Origin of the sequence: Enterobacter sp. ENT02 (genome assembly GCF_019219165.1) — a bacterium.
GTDB lineage: Bacteria > Pseudomonadota > Gammaproteobacteria > Enterobacterales > Enterobacteriaceae > Enterobacter > Enterobacter mori.
The window spans coordinates 1,283,407-1,305,263 of record NZ_JAHUWD010000001.1 but is presented as its reverse complement, the minus strand read 5'-3'; the positions used below and the strand labels follow the sequence as shown (position 1 = coordinate 1,305,263).

Annotated in this window: 22 protein-coding genes and 1 rRNA gene; 14 read left to right on the top strand and 9 right to left on the bottom strand. The window is 53.7% G+C overall.

The window, feature by feature from the left end; all coding sequences use genetic code 11:
- The first annotated feature begins 6 nt into the window (after positions 1 to 6).
- Positions 7 to 122: ribosomal RNA gene (rrf, locus tag KW829_RS05960) — 5S ribosomal RNA — on the top strand.
- Between the two features lie 213 nt (positions 123 to 335).
- Positions 336 to 1,631, top strand: a complete 1,296-nt coding sequence (locus KW829_RS05955) for an MFS transporter (RefSeq protein WP_029485167.1) — start codon at positions 336 to 338, stop codon at positions 1,629 to 1,631.
- Here KW829_RS05955 and KW829_RS05950 read toward each other — a convergent pair.
- From KW829_RS05950 to trxC, 6 genes are all read right to left on the bottom strand, one after another.
- Entirely contained in the window at positions 1,628 to 1,951 is a 324-nt protein-coding gene (locus tag KW829_RS05950; protein WP_010434103.1) for a YfiM family lipoprotein, read from the bottom strand. The genes KW829_RS05955 and KW829_RS05950 overlap by 4 nt on opposite strands.
- Positions 1,952 to 1,996: 45 nt before the next feature.
- Positions 1,997 to 3,349 carry a CDP-diacylglycerol--serine O-phosphatidyltransferase gene (gene pssA, locus KW829_RS05945; RefSeq protein ID WP_237702340.1) on the bottom strand — a complete coding sequence of 451 codons (1,353 nt, stop codon included), beginning with the start codon at positions 3,347 to 3,349 and terminating at the stop codon, positions 1,997 to 1,999.
- Positions 3,330 to 3,377, bottom strand: coding sequence for a hypothetical protein (locus tag KW829_RS05940; RefSeq protein WP_214594211.1), 48 nt, complete (start codon positions 3,375 to 3,377; stop codon positions 3,330 to 3,332). The genes pssA and KW829_RS05940 overlap by 20 nt, the downstream gene beginning before the upstream one ends.
- A gap of 84 nt (positions 3,378 to 3,461) precedes the next feature.
- Complete coding sequence (gene pat / locus KW829_RS05935; RefSeq protein WP_218307793.1) at positions 3,462 to 6,125, bottom strand: protein lysine acetyltransferase; 2,664 nt, start codon at positions 6,123 to 6,125, stop codon at positions 3,462 to 3,464.
- 35 nt (positions 6,126 to 6,160) lie between these two features.
- Positions 6,161 to 6,859, bottom strand: coding sequence for a tRNA-uridine aminocarboxypropyltransferase (tapT, locus tag KW829_RS05930; RefSeq protein ID WP_089598420.1), 699 nt, complete (start codon positions 6,857 to 6,859; stop codon positions 6,161 to 6,163).
- A gap of 69 nt (positions 6,860 to 6,928) precedes the next feature.
- Positions 6,929 to 7,348 (bottom strand): thioredoxin TrxC, encoded by a 420-nt coding sequence (gene trxC / locus KW829_RS05925; protein ID WP_089598419.1) that lies wholly within the window; start codon positions 7,346 to 7,348, stop codon positions 6,929 to 6,931.
- A 204-nt stretch (positions 7,349 to 7,552) separates the two neighbouring features.
- On the opposite strand from trxC, the gene KW829_RS05920 reads away from it, so the two are divergent.
- The gene (locus KW829_RS05920; protein WP_089598418.1) at positions 7,553 to 8,683 is read left to right on the top strand and encodes a tRNA/rRNA methyltransferase; all 1,131 of its coding nucleotides are present in this window, start codon (positions 7,553 to 7,555) and stop codon (positions 8,681 to 8,683) included.
- A 39-nt stretch (positions 8,684 to 8,722) separates the two neighbouring features.
- On the opposite strand, the gene ung is transcribed toward KW829_RS05920, so the two are convergent.
- The gene (gene ung / locus KW829_RS05915; protein ID WP_089598417.1) at positions 8,723 to 9,412 is read right to left on the bottom strand and encodes a uracil-DNA glycosylase; all 690 of its coding nucleotides are present in this window, start codon (positions 9,410 to 9,412) and stop codon (positions 8,723 to 8,725) included.
- Positions 9,413 to 9,725: 313 nt separating this feature from the next.
- On the opposite strand from ung, the gene grcA reads away from it, so the two are divergent.
- Positions 9,726 to 10,109, top strand: coding sequence for an autonomous glycyl radical cofactor GrcA (grcA, locus tag KW829_RS05910; protein ID WP_008502190.1), 384 nt, complete (start codon positions 9,726 to 9,728; stop codon positions 10,107 to 10,109).
- Between the two features lie 54 nt (positions 10,110 to 10,163).
- On the opposite strand, the gene srmB is transcribed toward grcA, so the two are convergent.
- A complete protein-coding gene (srmB, locus tag KW829_RS05905; RefSeq protein WP_042715662.1) occupies positions 10,164 to 11,492 on the bottom strand; it encodes an ATP-dependent RNA helicase SrmB in 1,329 nt (442 codons plus the stop codon).
- 132 nt (positions 11,493 to 11,624) lie between these two features.
- Here srmB and KW829_RS05900 point away from each other — a divergent pair, with 132 nt between their 5' ends.
- On the top strand, positions 11,625 to 12,362 hold the full coding sequence (locus KW829_RS05900) for a tRNA1(Val) (adenine(37)-N6)-methyltransferase (RefSeq protein WP_218307792.1): 738 nt from the start codon (positions 11,625 to 11,627) through the stop codon (positions 12,360 to 12,362).
- Here KW829_RS05900 and nadB read toward each other — a convergent pair.
- Positions 12,347 to 13,966, bottom strand: a complete 1,620-nt coding sequence (gene nadB, locus KW829_RS05895) for an L-aspartate oxidase (protein WP_218307791.1) — start codon at positions 13,964 to 13,966, stop codon at positions 12,347 to 12,349. The genes KW829_RS05900 and nadB overlap by 16 nt on opposite strands.
- 363 nt (positions 13,967 to 14,329) lie before the next feature.
- Here nadB and rseD point away from each other — a divergent pair, with 363 nt between their 5' ends.
- The 9 genes from rseD to era all read left to right on the top strand — a co-directional run bounded on the left by rseD (position 14,330) and on the right by era (position 21,856).
- On the top strand, positions 14,330 to 14,395 hold the full coding sequence (gene rseD / locus KW829_RS22910; RefSeq protein WP_226348011.1) for a rpoE leader peptide RseD: 66 nt from the start codon (positions 14,330 to 14,332) through the stop codon (positions 14,393 to 14,395).
- The gene (rpoE, locus tag KW829_RS05885; protein WP_006176728.1) at positions 14,392 to 14,967 is read left to right on the top strand and encodes an RNA polymerase sigma factor RpoE; all 576 of its coding nucleotides are present in this window, start codon (positions 14,392 to 14,394) and stop codon (positions 14,965 to 14,967) included. The genes rseD and rpoE overlap by 4 nt, the downstream gene beginning before the upstream one ends.
- Before the next feature lie 31 nt (positions 14,968 to 14,998).
- Positions 14,999 to 15,649, top strand: a complete 651-nt coding sequence (gene rseA / locus KW829_RS05880) for an anti-sigma-E factor RseA (protein ID WP_010434079.1) — start codon at positions 14,999 to 15,001, stop codon at positions 15,647 to 15,649.
- Entirely contained in the window at positions 15,649 to 16,602 is a 954-nt protein-coding gene (rseB, locus tag KW829_RS05875) for a sigma-E factor regulatory protein RseB (RefSeq protein ID WP_010434078.1), read from the top strand. The genes rseA and rseB overlap by 1 nt, the downstream gene beginning before the upstream one ends.
- Entirely contained in the window at positions 16,599 to 17,075 is a 477-nt protein-coding gene (rseC, locus tag KW829_RS05870; protein ID WP_010434077.1) for a SoxR-reducing system protein RseC, read from the top strand. The genes rseB and rseC overlap by 4 nt, the downstream gene beginning before the upstream one ends.
- 185 nt (positions 17,076 to 17,260) lie before the next feature.
- A complete protein-coding gene (lepA, locus tag KW829_RS05865) occupies positions 17,261 to 19,060 on the top strand; it encodes a translation elongation factor 4 (RefSeq protein ID WP_089598413.1) in 1,800 nt (599 codons plus the stop codon).
- Positions 19,061 to 19,076: 16 nt separating this feature from the next.
- Positions 19,077 to 20,051 (top strand): signal peptidase I, encoded by a 975-nt coding sequence (gene lepB, locus KW829_RS05860; RefSeq protein WP_089598412.1) that lies wholly within the window; start codon positions 19,077 to 19,079, stop codon positions 20,049 to 20,051.
- A gap of 222 nt (positions 20,052 to 20,273) precedes the next feature.
- On the top strand, positions 20,274 to 20,954 hold the full coding sequence (gene rnc / locus KW829_RS05855; RefSeq protein WP_010434072.1) for a ribonuclease III: 681 nt from the start codon (positions 20,274 to 20,276) through the stop codon (positions 20,952 to 20,954).
- Complete coding sequence (gene era / locus KW829_RS05850) at positions 20,951 to 21,856, top strand: GTPase Era (RefSeq protein WP_006176722.1); 906 nt, start codon at positions 20,951 to 20,953, stop codon at positions 21,854 to 21,856. The genes rnc and era overlap by 4 nt, the downstream gene beginning before the upstream one ends.
- The last annotated feature ends 1 nt before the right edge of the window (position 21,857 follow it).

Below are 21,857 nucleotides of genomic sequence, written 5' to 3'. Positions count from 1 at the left end.
AATTTGCCTGGCGGCTTTAGCGCGGTGGTCCCACCTGACCCCATGCCGAACTCAGAAGTGAAACGCCGTAGCGCCGATGGTAGTGTGGGGTCTCCCCATGTGAGAGTAGGGAACTGCCAGGCATCAATTAGAAGAACCCCGTACCGAAAGGTGCGGGGTTTTTTGCTTTTGGATTTTCTCTTAATTAGCCTTTTTCCTAATCGCTTATCCTGCTAATGGAATGTGTGATCTTCATCGCAATGTCTGTTATAACAAAATTATAACATTTCATTTACGAGGCGATCGAGTCTTTCTGGACTCAACACGCCGCTGTTTATGGCTGGAGCATAATCACAATGACAGAAAGCATTGCATCAAACGGGACGCTGGCTAACAGTGATACCCGCAGAAGGGTATGGGCAATCGTCAGTGCCTCTTCAGGGAACCTTGTTGAATGGTTCGACTTTTACGTCTATTCATTCTGTTCACTCTATTTCGCACATATTTTCTTTCCATCCGGTAACACCACGACGCAGTTGCTACAAACGGCAGGGGTATTCGCTGCAGGATTCTTAATGCGACCAATCGGTGGCTGGCTGTTCGGTCGCATTGCGGATCGTCGTGGTCGTAAGGCATCCATGCTGATCTCGGTTTGTATGATGTGCTTTGGCTCGCTGGTGATCGCCTGTTTGCCAGGGTATGAAACGATTGGTACATGGGCACCGGCGCTACTTTTGCTGGCTCGCTTATTCCAGGGGCTATCAGTCGGGGGCGAATACGGTACCAGCGCGACTTACATGAGTGAGATTGCACTGGAAGGCCGTAAAGGTTTTTACGCCTCATTCCAGTACGTCACGCTAATTGGTGGTCAACTGTTGGCCATCCTTGTCGTGGTGATCCTGCAGCAGATTTTGACGGATGAACAGCTTCACACCTGGGGGTGGCGGATTCCTTTCGCCATGGGCGCAGTACTGGCTATCGTCGCACTTTGGCTGCGTCGTCAGTTAGATGAGACCTCTCAGAAGGAAGTCAGAACGCTGAAGGAAGCGGGAACATTCAAAGGGCTATGGCGTAACCGCAAGGCTTTCCTGATGGTGCTGGGCTTTACTGCGGGCGGCTCTCTCAGTTTTTACACTTTCACCACTTATATGCAGAAGTATCTGGTGAACACTACAGGTATGCATGCGAATGTCGCCAGCGTTGTCATGACGGTGGCTTTATTTGTTTTTATGCTCATACAACCGCTCATCGGAGCGCTCTCGGATAAGATGGGTCGACGTACGTCGATGCTCATTTTTGGCGGATTATCTGCATTATGTACCGTCCCCATTTTGACTGCGCTTCAGCATGTTTCCTCACCGTATGCGGCATTTGCGCTGGTGATGGTGGCGATGGTGATCGTTAGTTTCTATACCTCGATCAGCGGCATACTCAAGGCGGAAATGTTCCCGGCTCAGGTTCGTGCGCTGGGGGTTGGGCTTTCGTATGCAGTGGCGAATGCGATTTTTGGCGGGTCCGCGGAATACGTTGCCCTGTCGCTAAAATCATGGGGCAGTGAAACAACGTTTTTCTGGTATGTCACGGTGATGGGGGCTCTGGCTTTCATCGTGTCCCTGATGCTGCACCGCAAGGGCAAAGGTATTCGACTTTAATAATGCGCCATCTGCCACACGGCATAGCCGGTCGTTGCGCCGGCGACATCCCAGGCAAAGTCTTTCCAGCTCCAGCCGCTCCCTGCGGGGCGGCTGTCCCAAAGCTCTTTTGATGCTCCAAGGCTTACTGAGAACATCAGGCCGATTGCCGCACTCCGATCCCTGCTGTATCCCTGATGTTGCGCATACTCATTACCGGCAGCGGACAACATGGCAGAAGCGATAAAGTGTTGGGCTTTATCCTGACCGGACCAGCTATCGTTAGCCATGTGGCTACATCCTGTCAGGCACAAGAGGGCGAATAAGAGAGGGATGCGCATTAACGAACTCCATAAAAAAGCCCTGCTAATGACAGGGCCTGAACATTACAGAATACGGCTGATGAGGCGGTCTATCCGGATCCGACGTAAACGACGAATAAGTTTACGGACCTTCACAGGATAATCGGCAATGCTCTGCAGATCGCGGTAATGGCGAACGACGGTGGTATGAGTACGAATCAATTCCAGCTCGCGCTCGCGTTTCGCGGCTAATTCATGCTGCGGATCGTGGATCAAAATGGCATTTTCCAGATCCAGGCGCCAGGCGCGTGGATTCAGGTTATTGCCTGTTAGCAGCATCCACTCATCGTCGACCCACATACCTTTAAGGTGATAGCTGTTGTCTTCCTCTTTCCAGAGACGCACAACCAGTTGGTCGGTATTCACATAGTACTGCAAACGGCTCAGGAATCGACGCAGGTTGATCTCATAGAGATAAGGTAACGCGCCGATAATCTTGAACGGCTGATCTTCCGGAATGAAGAAGTCGTTTGCCGTTTTATCCCCGACAATGATTTCCACTTTTTTACCATCACGCAGCAGCTGGATAATATTGCGAACCAGCACCGCGGGGAGGTTAAAGTACGGCGTGCAGATGGTCAGTTTCTGTTCCGCACACGGCATTAAATGGAAAATGGTCTTGTTCAGCAGGCTCGATTTGCCTAAACCAACGAGTGGCGTAACGGAAAGCTCTTCGTTATTGGCATCGCCCTGAAAATGATACACCGCATCGCGCAGCTCCTGACGGAAAGTGCGAACATCGTTTTTGATTTCGGGGCTTTTAGGTCGATGGGGATCGTCGAGACGGTTCACGCCCCGGCCATGTACCAGGTGTCTGTCAACCCAGTTAAACATGATATCCGCCATCTGCGCATTGCGAATCAGATGGTAGCGGTCATAGCGATATTTATCGAGCTGATGGAGATAAACGTCATTCAGACTCGCGCCACTGTAGAGGACGCTATCATCAATAATGAAGCCTTTGAAATGCAGAACGCCGAGTGCTTCACGGGTATTGACCGGTACGCCATAAACCGGCACATCTACGCCAGGGTTCTCCTGCGCCGTACGGCAATACCAGTCAGCATTCGTGTTAGACGCCGCCGCACCAATGCGGCCGCGCTGTGCACGGTGCCAGTCGACCAGAACGCGAACATCCAGCTCTGGACGTTGACGCTTAGCTTCATAGAGCGCGTTCAGGATCGCGCGCCCGCCTTCATCTTGTTCAAGATACAGCGCCACAATACAAATACGTCGCGTAGCGCTGGCGATCTTTTCCAGGATCGTCTCCCGAAAATGAGCGGGAGCGTAAAAGAACTCTACATCATCAACTGACTGAGAAATCTTCGGTAGTTGAGCAAGGTGTTGTTGATGTTTATTACGCTTGAATTTTGACAACATCACAGTGCGTTTCTTCTCTGTTCATTGAAGGGTTGTCTGTAGCATGCAAACAACATAAGCGGACAATGATACCCCAGTGCTATCAAAAGTGGGTAACATTTCCAGTAGGTTACTCTTGTTTATCTGCTGATGTCAGGGGGAGGGACAAGGCCACAATCCCTTCGTCCAGCTGAACATCCACGTCAAAACCCAGTTTGCGCGCCAGAGTGACCATACCGCGATTGTTGGGCATAGTAATGCCATTCAGGCGTAGCAATCCGTGATCTCGCGTATAACTGATGAGTTTTTCCAGCAGCCGTCTCCCCAGGCCCAGGCCTTTCAAATCAGAGCGTACCAGCACGGCAAACTCCGCATCGATATTATCCGGATCCGAAATAGCACGCGTCACGCCAAGGATCTCATCACTCTGCCCGGAACGCCGTACGGCCACAAACGCCATTTCTCGATCGTAGTCGATCTGCGTCATATTGGCTAAATCATCATGAGTGAATTCATTGATCTCGCTAAAGTAGCGGTAGTAAAGATCTTCTTTGGTCACCTGAGAGATGAACGTGCGTAGCTGCGGCTCATCTTCCGGCAAAATAGGGCGGAAGAGCGCGCGTTCGCCGTTTTTCATCTCCACCCATTCTTCGAGGTGTAAAGGATAAGGGCGGATCGCCAGACGGCTCTCTCTGTCGCCTGTGAATGGCGCAATATCCAGCGTGACATCCAGCGCGATAAACTCATTGCCGGAGGCGAGCAGCGGGTGAATATCCAACCGCTGAATCTCGGCACAATCCACAATCAGGTTAGACACCCGCACCAGGAACTGGCTTAATCCGGCAATATCAAGCGGGCGCAGGGCGCTCCGGCCACGGATTTTTTTGCTCTTTATCGCCTGTATTATCAGATAGCGTGCCAGATTCATATTCAATGGCGGTAATGCCACCACCGCCTGCTCTTCAGGTCGCCAGTCAACGCCGCCTTCACCCAGCATAATCAGCGGCCCAAAGACCGGATCGTGCTCAACCACCACGCGTAGCTCCTGGGCGCCTGCTCGGTTAGCCATGCTTTGCACGAGAAGGCCGTGGATCCTGGCCTGCGGCCAGGCCATTTTGACGCGGTCGAAAATGGCATCTGCAGCTTGCTGCACTTCCGCTGCCGTGCGTAAGTACAACATTACGCCCTGAACATCCGACTTATGTGGGATATCCGGAGAGCGAAGCTTCAGGGCAACCGGGTAGCCAATTTGCTCAGCAATATGGACGGCTTCCGCGCTGTCGCTGGCGATCCATGTCGGCAGCGTTTGCATGCCGTAACTGCCGAGAACGGGCTGTACCTCATGCGTGTCGAGCGAGGTCGCCCCCTCTTCGATAGCCTGCTGCAGCAGTCGGTGGACGTCGACGGCATTCGCAGTCAGGTTACCTGGTAAAGCCGGGGTTTCACGCAGTTGCTTTTGGTTACGACGGTATTCCACCATATGCATAAATGCGGTGATAGTGCCCTCTGGTGTGCGATACGTCGGCAACCCGGCTTCACTGAACAGCCGTCGTGCCTCCTGAGAGGAAAATTCACCGCACCAGTTGGTGAGCACGGTAACGTATTTGCCGCGCGGATGATTACGCACAGCGTCAATGAGCGTCCGAGCGCTTTCAGTACCAGGCGCAACCGCACTGGGCGAGTGGATGATCATGAGCGCGTCGAAATCCTGGCTGTCCAGCAAAATTGAAATAGCCTTTATATAGCGCTCGCTGCTGGCGTCATCGCGTAAATCCAGCGGGTTGCCTGGTGCGACGCTGGCGGGTAATGCCTCACGCAGGTGTTGAAGCGTCTCTTCGCCGAGCGTAGCCAGCTTGCCGTTGCGTAGCCAGAGCTCATCCAGTGCCAGCGCTGCAGGTGCCGCCCCATTGCTGACAATCATTAGCTTTTCGCCGCGTAACGGACGCATATGGCTCAGCGTCTCAACGGCGGAAAAAAGCTCGTGCGTATCCTGCACCCGAAGTAAACCGGCACGCTGGATCGCGGCATCCCACGCGGGATCCATACCTGAATGCGAATTCAGCAGACGCTGCGCCGCCGGGCTACGCCCACTTTTGATGACCAGGATCGGTTTATTGCGCGATGCGCTACGCGAAGCTGACACAAAACGACGGGCATCGCTTAAGTGCTCAAGGTAGAGAAGAATCGCGCTGGTTTTACTGTCTCTGGCCAGAAAATCCAGCAGTTCATCTACGTCGATATCAAGGCTATCACCCAGAGCGATGAAGTAGGAGAATCCCATCTCACGTTGCTGCGCCCAGTCGAGAATGGTGTTCGATACGGCTGCCGACTGCGAGATAAAGGCCAGTTTTCCTTTGCGGATAGGCACCGGGGAGAAGCTGGCGTTCAGTCCTTGCCATGGTGCGAGCAGTCCCAGACTGTTTGGCCCCAGAATACGCATCTGAAAGCGACCGGCACAAGCCAGGAGTTCTGGCTGCTGTTCAGGAGGTGAGGAGAGGATAATGCAGGTTTTGCACCCTTTTTGGCCAAGTGACTCCAGTAAGTCCAGATTCCGTTTCGCATGCGTACAGATGATGGCGAGGTCGGGAACGAAGGGCAGGCTCTGAATATCTGGCCACGCAAGCACGCCCTGAACGGCCTTATAAGCAGGGGTGACGGGCATAACAGGGCCATTAAATCCGCCAGCCAGCAGGTTACGCATCATCAGGTAACCCGCACGATCCGGCTTCATGGAGGCGCCAATAACGGCAATGGATTTAGGTCGTAGTAGCGCTTCTAACCCTCGCTGGCTCATGCAACTCTCCTGTGAATGCAAGCGGCCTGATGATTTTAAACGCTTTCTGCCTCGGCTGCTGTGACGCTGCCCTTATGAACGGTTTTTCCTGCCAGGTAACGCTCGCGGAAACAGGAAAAATGGCTGCCTAACGCGCTGGCGGCCAGGGTATCTCCAGCCAGATCCAGAAGCGCAATTGCCACTTCCGCCGTACAATATTGCCCGTCAGCATGGGCTTCACGCAGGCGATAGGCCGAGACGCGAGACAAATCGACCGAAATCACCGGTAAAGCATCCAGATAGGGGCTTTTGCGGAACATTTTTCGCGCTTCGGTCCAGGTGCCGTCCAGCATAATAAACAGCGGCGGTTTACCGGATGGCGGCGCAGAAAGAACCTGACGCTGTTCTCCCGCGTAGGACGCCGGGAAAACCACCATTGGCTGATAGTCGGGGTTTGTGACTAAATCGAGCAGTGCCTGAGGGGGTTCTGTACGAGACCATTGAAACGCGGCGGTATTCGGTAAAATATCGGCGATAAGACGCCCCGTATTGCTGGGCTTCATCGGCTCGGTATCGAACATGACGAGACAAAAACGGCTTTCTGCCGTACTCGGGGTAAGCGTCTCGCAGAGGCAAACCTTCAGCGGCAGCAGGCAGCGCTGACAGCGGCGGATACGGTTGCCACGGGCAAGGAACGGGCGCGTGGCGCGCGCAAGGCGTTCGGCGCGTAATTGGAGAACAGCGTTATCAGTCATGGGCGAAATGCAGGAAAAACCCTATTTTCGCAGAGGCGAGAACGGGGCACAAGATGTGCCCCGCGATTGTTACAGCGACTCGTTTAACCAGCTTTCAAATGGTGCCTTCGGAACTGCGCCGTTGAGCATGTCGATCACTTCACCATTTTTGAAAATCATAATGGTCGGGATGCTGCGAATACGAAAACGTGCGCTCAGTTCGCGCTCGGCTTCGGTGTTCACCTTAACGAAACGCATTTTTCCACTACGCTCTTCGGCCACGTCTTCGAAGATCGGCGCAAAGCTGCGGCAGGGGCCGCACCACGGTGCCCAGAAATCGACCACCACAGGAAGATCGTCCTTGAGGAGTTTGTCCAGCGTAGCACCCGTCGCGTTAATGACATCGCCATCAAATAATTCATGGCCACAACGTCCGCATTTCGCACCATCTTCCATCCGATCGTCCGGAATGCGATTAAGAGCCTGACAGTTGGCACATACGGTATTCATAACTAACCTCTGATAGAGCCGTGGAACAGCGGCAGAACGCCGATAATGTTTCTAATATGTTACATATTATCAATGAGCCTGTTTGAAACAACAATGCGTTTTATTCAATGAGAACAATAGTCACAGGCTTTTGTACGAAATTATGGCTATGCGCTGGCACATCGGGTAATCTGCGCGCTTCGCGCAGCGCTGGTGGAGAAAAGCATGAACGACGAAATGAAAAACAAAAGCGGCAAGGTCAAAGTGATGTATGTCCGCAGTGATGATGACTCTGATAAACGCACCCAAAATCCGCGTACCGGAAAAGGTGGTGGGCGTCCGGCATCTTCTCGTGCAGACGGTGGCCGTCGCCCCGCCCGCGATGACAAAAATACCCGCGGTGATGACCGCAAACGTGACGATCGAAAACGCGATGACCGTCCGCGTTCCGACCGCCCACGTAATGACCGTCCACGCGACGATCGTCCGCGTGATGACTTCTCACGCGATAACGCCTCACCGTGGCGCACCGTTTCTCGCGCTCCTGGCGATGAGACGCCAGAAAAAGCCGATCACGGCGGTATCAGCGGTAAGAGCTTTATCGACCCGGAAGTGCTGCGCCGTCAGCGTGCGGAAGAGACCCGCGTGTATGGTGAGAATGCCTGTCAGGCCCTATTCCAGAGCCGTCCTGAGTGTATCGTCCGCGCCTGGTTTATCCAGAGCGTGACTCCGCGCTTCAAAGAAGCGCTGCGCTGGATGGCCGCGAACCGCAAAGCCTACCACGTTGTGGATGATGCCGAGCTGACCAAAGCGTCCGGTACCGAACACCACGGCGGCGTTTGCTTCCTGATCAAAAAACGTAACGGCACCACCGTGCAGCAGTGGGTCAGCCAGGCGGATGCCGATGACTGTGTGCTGGCGCTGGAAGATGTGGGCAACCCGCACAACCTGGGTGCGATGATGCGTAGCTGCGCGCACTTTGGCGTGAAAGGCGTACTGTTGCAGGATGCCGCGCTGCTGGAATCCGGTGCCGCGATCCGTACTGCGGAAGGCGGAGCAGAGCACGTACAGCCGATCACCGGCGACAGCGTTCTGGATGCCCTTGAGCAGTTCCGTAAAGCGGGCTATTCCATCGTGACCACCTCGAGCCACGCCGGTACGCCGCTGTTTAAAGCGACGTTGCCACGTAAGATGGTGTTGGTGTTAGGTCAGGAACGCGATGGTCTGTCTGATGCGGCGCTCTCCAGTGCGGATCTGAGCGTCTCTATTGACGGGACAGGCAATGTGGAAAGCCTGAACGTTTCCGTTGCAACCGGCGTACTGCTGGCTGAATGGTGGCGTCAGAATAAGGCATAAGCCTCTTATGTGCCGGGTCTGACCCGGCACATTCAAATCCTACTCGCTCTCTGCCGGTAACACAGGCATCCAGTCAATTGGCGTTTCGCCACGTTTTTCCAGCCATTCATTCGCCAGAACAAAATGATTACTGCCAAAGAAACCGCGATGAGCAGACAGCGGTGACGGGTGCGGTGCTTTCAACACATGATGACGTTGACGGTCAATAATCGCCCCTTTCTTCTGCGCGTGAGAACCCCAGAGTAAAAACACCACTCCTTCACGATGCTCGTTGATCAGGCTGATGACTTTATCGGTAAAGGTCTCCCATCCAAGGCTGGCGTGCGAGTGCGCCTGGCCCGCGCGCACGGTCAGGACGGTATTCAGTAGCAGCACACCTTGATGCGCCCAGCTTTCCAGGTAGCCGTGGTTTGGCCGGGTAAACCCGGGCACGGTTCCCTCAAGCTCTTTATACATGTTGAGCAGAGAAGGGGGGATAGCCACGCCCGGACGTACGGAAAACGCCAGCCCATGCGCTTGCCCCGGGCCGTGATAGGGATCCTGACCCAAAATAACCACTTTTACATCGCTCAGTTCGGTATAGCGAAAGGCGTTGAACACATCTTTCTGCGGCGGGTAAATTGTCTGTCCGGACTGGCGCTCAGCAGCAACGGTGCTGAGCGTATTGATAAAATAAGGCTGCTGCTTTTCTTCTGCCAGCACGTCATGCCAGGTTAAAGGTGTCGTCATCTCGCTCTCCTGCGAATCTCAATCTGTGACTAGCTTACCTGTTTAACCCCGGCGAGCAAAATTACACGCTGAAATGTGCGCTAAGTGGCTAAATTTATGTTGAAAATATGCAGGGTAAGTTGAATTGGTAAGGCTGTGAAATTGATCTAAAACAATAAATTAAAACCACACTCTTTATGTGGTTGGTGTTTTTGTTGATTTAAATCAATAAATCGCCGAGGTGTGAATGATATATATACACACAAGAAACAATGGTTTTACCAATTGGCCGCGAGAGGCCGACATCAGTTAATGTAGCCTAGGGAGGCAACACATGATTACAGGTATCCAGATTACTAAAGCTGCAAATGACGATCTGCTCAACTCTTTCTGGCTGCTGGACAGCGAGAAAAACGAAGCGCGCTGTGTCGTAGCGAAAGCGGGTTTTGCAGAAGACGAAATCGTGCCAGTGAGCAAACTGGGCGAAATCGAATACCGTGAAATCCCAATGGAAGTGAAACCAGAAGTGCGCGTTGAAGGTGGTCAGCACCTGAACGTTAACGTGCTGCGTCGCGAAACGCTGATGGATGCCGTTGAGCACCCTGAAAAATACCCACAGCTGACCATTCGTGTGTCTGGCTATGCGGTACGCTTCAACTCACTGACTCCAGAACAGCAGCGCGACGTTATTGCCCGTACCTTTACTGAAAGCCTGTAAGGGTTTCAGCCACGGGGGTGGAATAAAAAAGCCGGGAAATTTCCCGGCTTTTTTTTACTCTTCAGTTTTCGTTTCTGGCGCGGCAGCGCTTGGCTTGCGACGTTTACCAATATTTTTGGTGTCGCGGTGGCGTTGCTTAACGCGCGGCTTCTCTTTTTCTTTCTCTTTTCTCTCAGCACGTTTCGCGAGCGCTTTTTTGGACGGCTTGCCCGTCATTTTTTCGCTCGGTGCACGGGTGGTCGGGCGAAGCTCATCAATGACGCGCGCTTTCAGCGGCTCATCAACATAGCGGCCAATCTTCTGCAGCAGCAGGTAGTCATGCGCTTCAACCAGTGAAATCGCAATCCCTTTGCGGCCCGCGCGGCCGGTGCGGCCAATACGGTGCAGATAGGTATCTCCGCTGCGCGGCATATCGAAGTTAATGACGTGGCTCACGTCAGGGATGTCGATCCCGCGTGCGGCAACGTCAGTCGCAACCAGAACGTTCACGCGACCGTCTGTCAGACGCTTAATGCCTTCAGTTCGTTTGATCTGCGCCATCTCGCCTTCGAGATAGCAGTTGTTGATCCCGGCGTTACGCAGCATTTCCGCCAGCTCGTGCACGCGCTCGCGCTTGCGCACAAACACGATTGTGCGCAGAGCATCTTCCTGCTTCAGCAGGTGTTTCAGCAATTCGACCTTGTGCTCAAGGTTATCCGCGCGGTAGTACCACTGGTGGATCTTCTTACGCTCACGGGTGGACGGCGTCGCCGAGACTTCTGCCGGATCTTCCAGCAGACGCTCTGCGAAGTCTTTGATCGCTTCCCCTTCGAGAGTGGCAGAGAACAGCATTGTCTGGTTACGCCAGCGCGTTTCACCCGCAATGTGTTCAATATCCTGCGCGAAGCCCATGTCCAGCATGCGGTCGGCTTCATCCAGGATCAGCGTTTCAACCGCACGGCAGTCGAAGTTCTCTTCTTTGATGTACTGCAGCAGGCGGCCGGTCGTCGCAACGACGATGTCCTGGTTTTCGCTGAACACTTCGGCGTGGTTCATGTACGCAACGCCGCCGGTGATGGTGGCGATATCAAGATGGGTATTTGCCGCGAGTTCACGCGCGTGATCGGCAACCTGCATTGCCAGTTCGCGCGTAGGCGTCAGAATTAAAATACGCGGTGGGCCTGATTTTTTACGTGGGAAATCGAGCAGGTGCTGCAAGACAGGCAGCAAGTAGGCTGCTGTTTTCCCCGTGCCGGTTGGCGCAGAACCGAGCACATCGCGGCCCTCAAGCGCAGGCGGAATGGCCGCGGCCTGAATGGCGGTCGGGCGTGTAAAGCCTTTGCTCTCAAGTGCATTGAGCAGGCTTTCATCGAGTTCAAGTTCGGAAAAAGTCGTTACAGTCATGTTCTACCTCTGTGTGGGGCGCTGATTATAGACGTTACGGCTGTAATCTTCATCTGTTTGTATGGATATCGCTTTTCGACCACTTCGCTTTCCCCTATGCTACTCCAGTTTCACTTAGAAGGTTGCCCTGACATGTCTCAACTCAAAGCGCAGCTGCGCCGCGATGGTTTTACGTTTAAGCAGTTTTTTGTGGCGCACGATCGCTGTGCGATGAAAGTCGGTACAGACGGTATTTTACTGGGTGCCTGGGCACCTGTCGCAGGTGTTAAGCGTATTCTTGATATCGGTACGGGCAGCGGGCTGGTGGCGTTGATGCTGGCGCAGCGCACGGAAGAACATGTCACCATTGATGCCGTCGAACTGGATGCGCAGGCCGCAGGGCAGGCGAGTGAAAATGCTGCAGAATCCCCCTGGGCGCCGCGCCTTTCCGTTGAGTGTGCGGATATTCTTGCCTGGGCGCCTAAGCAAACTTCACGTTACGATCTCATTGTCAGTAACCCTCCTTACTACGAACCCGGCGTGGAGTGCGGTACGCCCGAGCGCGAACGGGCTCGTTATACCGGTTCACTCGATCATAAGGCGCTGTTAACCAGCGCGGCTGAGCTGATCTCTGAAGAGGGTTTTTTCTGCGTGGTACTGCCAGAAAGTACCGGCAATAACTTTATTGAGATTGCCCGGGAGATTGGCTGGAATCTGCGTTTACGCACCGACATTTCGGACACTGAAGGGCGGTTGCCGCATCGTGTGTTGCTGGCACTCTCACCGAAAGAAGGGGAGTGTTTCAATGACAGAATGGTCATCCGTGGGCCAGACCAGCGTTATTCCGAAGATTACACAGCTCTGACCCAGGCGTTCTATCTGTTTATGTGAGCGTGAGGAGACAAGACCGACGGGCCGGACGCTTCCAGCTGATCGGGATAGTCCAGGGTGTAATGCAGCCCGCGACTCTCTTTACGCATCATTGCGCAGCGTACGATAAGCTCCGCAACCTGTACCAGGTTGCGCAGTTCCAGCAGGTTATTGGAGACGCGGAAATTGGCGTAATACTCATCAATCTCCTGCTGTAGCATCGTGATGCGGCGCAGGGCGCGTTCAAGACGTTTTGTCGTCCGTACAATCCCAACGTAGTCCCACATAAACAGCCGCAGTTCGTGCCAGTTATGCTGGATAACAACCAGTTCGTCCGGATTTTCTACACGACTTTCATCCCAGGCTGGCAAATGCTCTGTTTCACGTGCATACGGCATACGGCTGGTAATATCCTCTGCTGCAGACCATCCGTATACCAGACACTCCAGCAGCGAGTTTGATGCCATGCGGTTCGCGCCGTGCAGGCCGGTATAACTCACTTCTCCAATGGCATACAGGCCGTCCACGTCGGTGCGACCATGATCGTCAACCATCACGCCACCACAGGTATAGTGGGCTGCGGGTACAATGGGTACCGGATCGCGGGTCAAATCGATCCCCAGGCCCAGTAGTTTTTCATAAATCATCGGGAAGTGCTGACGAATGAACTCAGCTGGCTTATGGCTGATATCCAGATACATGCAATCCACGCCAAGACGTTTCATTTCATGGTCGATTGCGCGAGCGACAATATCGCGCGGGGCCAGTTCGTCCCTCGCATCAAAGTCAGGCATAAAGCGGGAGCCGTCTGGACGCTTCAGGTAAGCGCCTTCTCCGCGCAGGGCTTCCGTGAGCAGGAAATTACGCGCCTGAGGATGGAACAGGGCTGTTGGATGGAACTGATTGAACTCAAGGTTCGCCACGCGACAACCGGCACGCCAGGCCATGGCTATACCGTCCCCGGAGGCAATGTCCGGGTTAGTCGTGTACTGATACACCTTAGAGGCACCGCCTGTCGCCAGGACGACCGCTTTTGCCCGGCAGGTTTCCACCTGCTCTTTATTACGATTCCACACCCAGGCGCCGACGACGCGTCGCGTGCCCGGTAGACCAATTTTATCGGAGATAATCAGGTCAACCGCATTGCTACGCTCAAGGACGCGAATATTAGGATGGCTAAGCGCTTTACTGACCAGTGTGGTTTCAACCGCTTTTCCGGTCGCGTCTGCCGCATGAAGGATCCGACGATGGCTATGTCCGCCTTCACGGGTCAGGTGGTAGCTCTCTTCACCGTTAGGCTGGACGTGGGTATCAAACAGCACCCCCTGATCGATAAGCCACTGTACGCAATGTCGGGCGTTGCTGGCGACAAACTCTGCGGCATGTTCATCCACAATCCCCGCCCCGGCAATGAGGGTGTCTTCAACGTGTGAGGCAATGCTGTCCGTTTCATCAAACACGGCCGCAATCCCGCCTTGCGCATAGAAAGTTGAACCCTCGCTCATCGGGCCCTTACTCAAGACGATCACGTTCTGGTGCTCAGCAAGGCGCAGCGCAAGGGAGAGACCAGCAGCACCGCTGCCGATGATCAGTACATCACAATGAAGTTCTGGCGTTGTGTTCATGATGTTTGTTTAATTTACTAAACAGTGTTTGGCCAGAATAGCACCTGGCTGAGACGTTTCGCACGTTTTTTTTGTATGTTGTTATGGTGACTAAACGTAAAGTCAGAGCTAAACAAGAGGTAAATGAACGAAAATATTTTGCGAAGCAGATCGTTAGCTTCAGATTTTGTGGTGAAATAAAGCCGGTGTTGCGTTACTCTTCTGACGATAAAGTTGATGATTCTTGTCAGAAAGTGGGTGCGTATCGTGATCAGACTTATAATGAGAGAAAATGATCGGTCTGCGGCGCGATGAACAAAAACAAAAGCGTGACGGAACTTATTGAAGAATAGACGCTCTAAGCCAGTGCTTGCTCAAAGTACAATGCTGTTAGAGTGGCGTTTCGATAGCGCGTGGAATTTAGGTTTGGGGAGACATTACCTCGGATGAGCGAGCAGTTAACGGACCAGGTCCTGGTTGAACGGGTCCAAAAGGGAGATCAGAAAGCCTTTAACCTACTGGTGGTTCGCTACCAGCATAAGGTGGCGAGTCTGGTTTCTCGCTATGTCCCCTCGGGAGACGTTCCTGATGTGGTACAAGAGTCTTTTATTAAGGCCTATCGTGCGCTGGATTCATTCCGGGGAGATAGTGCTTTTTATACCTGGCTGTATCGCATTGCCGTGAATACAGCAAAAAATTATCTGGTCGCTCAGGGCCGTCGTCCGCCTTCTAGTGATGTGGACGCAATCGACGCCGAAAACTTCGAAAGTGGCGGCGCGTTGAAAGAAATTTCGAACCCTGAGAACTTAATGTTGTCAGAAGAACTGAGACAAATCGTTTTTCGCACGATCGAGTCGCTCCCGGAAGATTTACGCATGGCAATTACGTTACGGGAGTTGGATGGCCTAAGCTATGAAGAGATAGCGGCCATCATGGATTGTCCGGTCGGCACGGTTCGTTCACGAATTTTCCGTGCGCGAGAAGCAATTGATAATAAAGTTCAACCGCTTATCAGGCGTTGACGATAGCGGGATACTGGAAAAGGTATTAGGCATGCAGAAAGAACAACTTTCCGCTTTAATGGATGGTGAAACGCTGGATAGTGAGCTGCTCAATGAGCTGTCTCATTCTCCCGAAATGCAAGAGACCTGGGAGAGCTATCATCTCATCCGTGACACCCTACGTGGTGATACCGGCGAGGTTCTCCATTTCGATATCTCGGCTCGCGTCATGGCGGCCATCGAGAACGAGCCAGTACATCAGACCACTCCGCTGATTCCTGAAGCTCAGCCCGCGCCTCACCAGTGGCAGAAAATGCCGTTCTGGCAAAAGGTGCGTCCGTGGGCCAGCCAGCTTACCCAAATGGGTGTGGCTGCTTGCGTATCGCTTGCAGTTATCGTTGGCGTCCAGCACTATAACACTCAGTCTGAAGCCAATCAGCAACCTGAAGCGCCAGTGTTTAATACACTGCCGATGATGGGCAAAGCCAGCCCGGTTAGCCTGGGCGTACCGGCAGATGCTTCCGCAAGCGGCGGTCAGCAACAGCAGGTACAAGAGCAGCGCCGTCGCATCAATGCGATGTTGCAGGATTATGAGTTGCAGCGTCGTCTGCACTCCGAACAGCTTCAGTTTGAGCAGGCACAAACCCAGCAGGCTGCTGTGCAAGTGCCCGGAAACCAAACTTTAGGAACGCAATCGCAGTAATGAAGCAACTTTGGTTCGCCATGTCTCTGATGACAGGTAGCCTGTTCTTCTCTGCCAACGCCTCGGCTGATGTTTCATCCGGGGCGTTGTTGCAGCAAATGAATCTGGCCAGCCAGTCACTCAATTACGAGTTGGCATTTATCAGCATTAATAAGCAGGGCGTCGAATCGTTACGCTATCGCCATGCCCGTCTTGATAACCAGCCGCTCGCCCAGCTTTTACAGATGGATGGTCCACGTCGGGAAGTGGTTCAGCGTGGCAATGAAATCAGCTACTTTGAACCTGGCCTGGAACCTTTCACTCTGAATGGCGACTATATCGTTGATTCCTTGCCATCGCTTATCTATACCGATTTCAAGCGTCTTGCGCCTTTCTACGATTTTATCGCGGTCGGCAAAACTCGCATCGCCGACAGACTCTGCGAGGTTATCCGCGTTGTGGCCAGAGACGGTACGCGTTACAGCTACATCGTCTGGATTGACGCAGAAACCAAGCTGCCAATGCGCGTTGACCTGCTCGACCGTGACGGTGAAACGCTGGAACAGTTCCGCGTCATCTCCTTCAGCGTGAATAATCAGGTGGGCAATAGCATGCAGAATCTGGCCAAAGCCAGCCTGCCGCCGCTGCTTTCTGTTCCTGCCGGTGATTCTGTGAACTTCAACTGGGTTCCTTCCTGGATCCCGCAAGGATTTAGTGAAGTCTCCAGTAGCCGTCGCCAGTTACCGACCATTGAAACGCCGGTCGAATCGCGTCTTTATTCAGATGGTTTGTTCAGCTTCTCGGTGAACATCAACCGTGCAACGGCAAACAGTTCAGAACAAATGCTTCGTACCGGGCGCCGTACGGTGAGTACCACGGTACGTGATAACGCCGAGATCACCATCGTCGGGGAATTGCCGCCGCAAACGGCGAAGCGCATTTCCGACAGCATTAAATTCAGGGCTGCGCAATGATTAAAGAGTGGGCTACGGTCGTATCGTGGCAGGATGGCGTTGCGCTGGTGAACTGTGACGTAAAAGCATCATGTAACAGCTGTGCGTCCAGAGCAGGTTGCGGCAGTCGCGTGCTCAACAAGCTGGGGCCGCAAACGTCGCATACGATCGCCGTCCCGAGCGAACAGCCGCTGGTGGCAGGGCAGAAGGTGGAACTGGGCATCGCAGAAGGCAGTCTGTTGACCTCCGCGATGCTGGTTTATCTCTCCCCTCTGGTTGGTTTGTTTGTTATGGGCGGTATTTTCCAGACGTTGTTTGGCACCGATGTGGCTGCCATGTGTGGTGCTGCACTGGGTGGCGTAGGTGGATTTTGGCTTGCCAAAGGCCTGTCGCCAAAGCTCGCTGCACGAGAAGAGTGGCAACCCGTTATCCTCAATGTTGCTCTTGCGCCTGACCAGCTTCGTGTCGAGACGCTCTCTTCTGAAGCCCGGTGATCCACCGGGCTTTATCATTATTTACATCTCAAAAAAGAAAACGCCGTTTCTTCGCGCTATGCTTGGCTCTAAGTGCATTTCCAGGTTGCGGGGATGTAGTGTAGAATGCTGCGTTTTCGCACTGAAAAACGTCAGGCTAAGAACAGCGGCCTCCAGGAATTCGTAAGGCATAATTATTTAACTATATGAAGAACATACGTAACTTTTCGATCATTGCTCACATTGACCACGGTAAGTCGACGCTGTCTGACCGTATTATCCAGATTTGCGGTGGCCTGTCTGATCGTGAAATGGCAGCCCAGGTACTGGACTCCATGGACCTGGAACGCGAACGCGGTATCACCATTAAAGCGCAGAGCGTGACGCTCGACTATAAAGCGACCGACGGTGAAACCTACCAACTGAACTTTATCGACACCCCTGGCCACGTTGACTTCTCCTATGAAGTTTCACGCTCGCTGGCTGCCTGTGAAGGCGCGCTGCTGGTGGTCGATGCCGGGCAGGGCGTAGAAGCCCAGACCCTGGCGAACTGCTACACCGCGATGGAAATGGATCTCGAGGTCGTGCCGGTTCTGAACAAAATTGACCTGCCTGCCGCCGATCCTGAGCGCGTCGCGGAAGAGATTGAAGACATCGTCGGCATTGATGCGACCGACGCGGTACGCTGCTCGGCGAAAACCGGCGTCGGTGTTCCCGATGTGCTGGAACGTCTGGTGCGTGATATTCCGCCACCGGAAGGTGACCCGGAAGCGCCGCTGCAGGCGCTGATCATCGACTCCTGGTTCGATAACTACCTTGGCGTTGTTTCGCTGGTACGTATCAAAAACGGCACCATGCGTAAAGGCGACAAAATTAAGGTCATGAGTACCGGCCAGGTCTACAACGCTGACCGTCTGGGTATCTTCACGCCAAAACAGGTTGACCGTACCGAGCTGAAATGCGGCGAGGTAGGCTGGCTGGTCTGCGCTATTAAAGACATCCTCGGTGCTCCGGTGGGCGATACGCTGACGCTGGCGCGTAACCCGGCGGACAAAGCGCTGCCAGGCTTCAAAAAGGTGAAACCGCAGGTTTACGCGGGCCTTTTCCCGGTCAGCTCTGACGACTACGAAAACTTCCGTGATGCGCTCGGTAAGCTGAGCCTGAACGATGCTTCCCTGTTCTACGAACCAGAAAGTTCAACGGCGCTGGGCTTCGGTTTCCGCTGTGGCTTCCTCGGCCTGCTGCACATGGAGATCATTCAGGAACGTCTGGAGCGTGAATACGATCTGGATCTGATCACCACCGCACCGACCGTAGTGTATGAAGTGGAAACCACCTCGAAAGAAGTGATCTACGTCGATAGCCCGTCCAAGCTGCCACCGCTGAACAATATTCACGAGCTGCGTGAGCCTATTGCTGAGTGTCACATGCTGCTGCCGCAGGAGTTCCTGGGCAACGTCATCACGCTGTGTATTGAGAAGCGTGGCGTGCAGACCAACATGGTTTACCACGGTAACCAGGTGGCGCTGACCTACGAAATCCCGATGGCGGAAGTGGTCCTCGACTTCTTCGACCGTCTGAAGTCGACCTCCCGTGGCTATGCGTCACTGGATTACAACTTCAAGCGCTTCCAGGCCTCTAACATGGTGCGTGTGGACGTGCTGATCAACAGCGAGCGCGTCGATGCGCTGGCGCTGATCACCCACAACGACAACGCGCCATACCGTGGTCGTGAGCTGGTTGAGAAGATGAAAGAGCTGATCCCTCGTCAGCAATTTGACATCGCGATTCAGGCGGCCATTGGTAACCATATCATCGCCCGTTCTACCGTTAAACAGCTGCGTAAAAACGTCCTGGCGAAATGCTACGGCGGTGACGTCAGCCGTAAGAAAAAGCTGCTGCAGAAGCAGAAAGACGGTAAGAAGCGTATGAAGCAGGTCGGTAACGTTGAGCTGCCGCAGGAAGCATTCCTTGCCATTCTTCATGTTGGTAAAGACGGCAAATAACCCTTAAGGAGTTGGCATGGCGAACATGTTTGCCCTGATCCTGGTCATCGCTACCCTGGTGACAGGTCTGCTGTGGTGTCTGGATAAGTTTATCTTCGCCCCAAAACGCCGTGAACGTCAGGCTGCTGCGCAGGCAGCCACTGGCGATGGGCTTGATGCGAAAACCCTGAAGAAAGTCGGCCCGAAACCGGGCTGGCTGGAAACGGGAGCCTCGGTATTTCCGGTGCTGGCCATTGTGCTGGTGGTGCGTTCGTTCATTTACGAGCCGTTCCAGATCCCATCAGGTTCCATGATGCCAACACTGCTGATTGGCGATTTTATTCTGGTTGAGAAGTTTGCCTACGGCATTAAAGATCCGATCTACCAGAAAACGCTGATCGAAACCGGTCATCCGAAACGTGGCGATATCGTGGTGTTTAAATACCCGGAAGATCCGCGACTGGACTACATCAAGCGAGCGGTGGGTCTGCCGGGTGATAAAGTCACCTACGATCCGACCACGAAGGAAGTCACCGTTCAGCCGGGCTGCAGTTCCGGTACCGCATGTGAAAACGCGCTGGCCATCACCTACTCAAACGTTGAGCCAAGTGATTTTGTGCAGACCTTTGCCCGTCGTAACGGCGGTGAAGCGACCAGCGGTTTCTTCCAGGTACCGAAAGGCGAGACCAAAGAGAACGGCATCCGCCTGGTTGAGCGTAAAGAGACGCTGGGTGATGTCACCCATCGTATCCTGACGGTTCCAATCGCGCAGGATCAAGTGGGTATGTATTACCAGCAGCCGGGTCAGCAGCTTGCCAGTTGGATCGTACCGCCAGGTCATTACTTCATGATGGGCGATAACCGCGATAACTCTGCCGATAGCCGCTACTGGGGCTTTGTGCCGGAAGCGAATCTGGTGGGTAAAGCGACGGCGATCTGGATGAGTTTTGAGAAGCAGGAAGGCGAATGGCCGACCGGGGTACGCCTGAATCGTATTGGCGGGATCCATTAATTCTCACGAAAAGAGCACGTAGCCGCATTATTTCGCGGCTACGTGAATTATTTCCACGATAAATCTCTTCGAACTAACGACATCCCTTGTCGTTGTGTATAGAATATTCCCCCGAAGTTTAAGGTTGGCCCTGCAAGGGAGCCACGGCACACGAAACCGCGTTGGTTTTCTCAGGTCGGTTTCGTGTGCTGCATTTTTGACGCATTCATTTATTGGTATCGCATGAACCCCATCGTAATTAATCGGCTTCAACGGAAGCTGGGCTACACTTTTCATCATCAGGAGTTGTTGCAACAGGCATTAACCCACCGCAGTGCCAGCAGCAAACATAATGAGCGCCTCGAGTTTTTAGGTGACTCTATTTTAAGTTTCGTGATTGCGAATGCGCTTTATCATCGTTTCCCGCGTGTGGACGAGGGTGATATGAGCCGCATGCGTGCCACGCTGGTTCGGGGTAATACCCTTGCGGAAATCGCGCGTGAATTTGAACTGGGCGAATGTCTGCGTCTTGGACCGGGTGAACTGAAAAGCGGCGGCTTTCGTCGTGAATCTATTCTCGCCGATACGGTCGAAGCATTAATTGGTGGTGTGTTCCTGGACAGCGATATCCAGACCGTAGAAAAGCTGATCCTGAACTGGTATCAGAGCCGTCTGGACGAAATCAGTCCGGGCGATAAACAAAAAGATCCGAAAACGCGTCTGCAGGAATATTTGCAGGGTCGTCATCTGCCGCTGCCATCCTATCTGGTGGTGCAGGTTCGTGGCGAAGCACACGATCAGGAATTTACCATCCATTGCCAGGTCAGTGGCCTGAGTGAACCGGTGGTGGGCACAGGTTCAAGCCGTCGTAAGGCTGAACAGGCTGCCGCCGAACAGGCGTTAAAAATGCTGGAGCTGGAATGAGCGAAGAAAAAACCTATTGCGGATTTATTGCCATCGTCGGACGTCCGAACGTTGGTAAATCCACCCTGCTGAATAATCTGCTTGGGCAGAAGATTTCCATCACCTCGCGTAAGGCGCAGACCACGCGTCACCGCATCGTCGGCATCCATACTGAAGGCGCGTATCAGGCGATCTACGTCGATACCCCGGGCCTGCACATGGAAGAGAAGCGTGCCATCAACCGTCTGATGAACAAGGCGGCGAGCAGCTCGATTGGCGACGTAGAGCTGGTGATTTTCGTTGTTGAAGGCACCCGCTGGACGCCGGACGACGAGATGGTGCTGAACAAGCTGCGTGACGGCAAAACGCCGGTCATTCTCGCGGTTAACAAAGTTGATAACGTGCAGGAAAAGGCCGACCTGCTGCCGCATCTGCAGTGGCTCGGAAGTCAGATGAACTTCCTCGACATCGTTCCGCTGTCTGCTGAGACCGGCCTGAACGTTGATACCATCGCGGGCATCGTGCGTAAGCATCTGCCGGAAGCGATTCATCACTTCCCGGAAGACTACATCACCGATCGCTCTCAGCGCTTTATGGCGTCTGAAATCATCCGTGAAAAGCTGATGCGTTTCCTGGGCGCTGAACTGCCGTACTCTGTGACGGTGGAGATCGAGCGTTTCCAGACCAACGAGCGCGGTGGCTACGACATCAACGGCCTGATCCTCGTTGAGCGCGAAGGGCAGAAGAAGATGGTGATCGGCAATAAAGGCGCCAAGATAAAAACCATCGGTATCGAAGCCCGTAAGGACATGATGGAGATGTTCGAAGCACCGGTTCACCTCGAACTGTGGGTGAAAGTGAAATCTGGCTGGGCCGATGATGAGCGTGCTCTGCGCAGCCTCGGTTACGGCGAAGACCAGTAAC

What these genes read in the sequence shown, in the direction of transcription:
- KW829_RS05955 (WP_029485167.1), top strand. Translation starts at nt 336, where the DNA reads ATGACAGAAAGCATTGCATCAAACGGGACGCTGGCTAACAGTGATACC.
- KW829_RS05950 (WP_010434103.1), bottom strand. Translation starts at nt 1,951, where the DNA reads ATGCGCATCCCTCTCTTATTCGCCCTCTTGTGCCTGACAGGATGTAGC.
- pat (WP_218307793.1), bottom strand. Translation starts at nt 6,125, where the DNA reads ATGAGCCAGCGAGGGTTAGAAGCGCTACTACGACCTAAATCCATTGCC.
- tapT (WP_089598420.1), bottom strand. Translation starts at nt 6,859, where the DNA reads ATGACTGATAACGCTGTTCTCCAATTACGCGCCGAACGCCTTGCGCGC.
- trxC (WP_089598419.1), bottom strand. Translation starts at nt 7,348, where the DNA reads ATGAATACCGTATGTGCCAACTGTCAGGCTCTTAATCGCATTCCGGAC.
- KW829_RS05920 (WP_089598418.1), top strand. Translation starts at nt 7,553, where the DNA reads ATGAACGACGAAATGAAAAACAAAAGCGGCAAGGTCAAAGTGATGTAT.
- ung (WP_089598417.1), bottom strand. Translation starts at nt 9,412, where the DNA reads ATGACGACACCTTTAACCTGGCATGACGTGCTGGCAGAAGAAAAGCAG.
- grcA (WP_008502190.1), top strand. Translation starts at nt 9,726, where the DNA reads ATGATTACAGGTATCCAGATTACTAAAGCTGCAAATGACGATCTGCTC.
- srmB (WP_042715662.1), bottom strand. Translation starts at nt 11,492, where the DNA reads ATGACTGTAACGACTTTTTCCGAACTTGAACTCGATGAAAGCCTGCTC.
- KW829_RS05900 (WP_218307792.1), top strand. Translation starts at nt 11,625, where the DNA reads ATGTCTCAACTCAAAGCGCAGCTGCGCCGCGATGGTTTTACGTTTAAG.
- nadB (WP_218307791.1), bottom strand. Translation starts at nt 13,966, where the DNA reads ATGAACACAACGCCAGAACTTCATTGTGATGTACTGATCATCGGCAGC.
- rpoE (WP_006176728.1), top strand. Translation starts at nt 14,392, where the DNA reads ATGAGCGAGCAGTTAACGGACCAGGTCCTGGTTGAACGGGTCCAAAAG.
- rseA (WP_010434079.1), top strand. Translation starts at nt 14,999, where the DNA reads ATGCAGAAAGAACAACTTTCCGCTTTAATGGATGGTGAAACGCTGGAT.
- rseB (WP_010434078.1), top strand. Translation starts at nt 15,649, where the DNA reads ATGAAGCAACTTTGGTTCGCCATGTCTCTGATGACAGGTAGCCTGTTC.
- rseC (WP_010434077.1), top strand. Translation starts at nt 16,599, where the DNA reads ATGATTAAAGAGTGGGCTACGGTCGTATCGTGGCAGGATGGCGTTGCG.
- lepA (WP_089598413.1), top strand. Translation starts at nt 17,261, where the DNA reads ATGAAGAACATACGTAACTTTTCGATCATTGCTCACATTGACCACGGT.
- lepB (WP_089598412.1), top strand. Translation starts at nt 19,077, where the DNA reads ATGGCGAACATGTTTGCCCTGATCCTGGTCATCGCTACCCTGGTGACA.
- rnc (WP_010434072.1), top strand. Translation starts at nt 20,274, where the DNA reads ATGAACCCCATCGTAATTAATCGGCTTCAACGGAAGCTGGGCTACACT.
- era (WP_006176722.1), top strand. Translation starts at nt 20,951, where the DNA reads ATGAGCGAAGAAAAAACCTATTGCGGATTTATTGCCATCGTCGGACGT.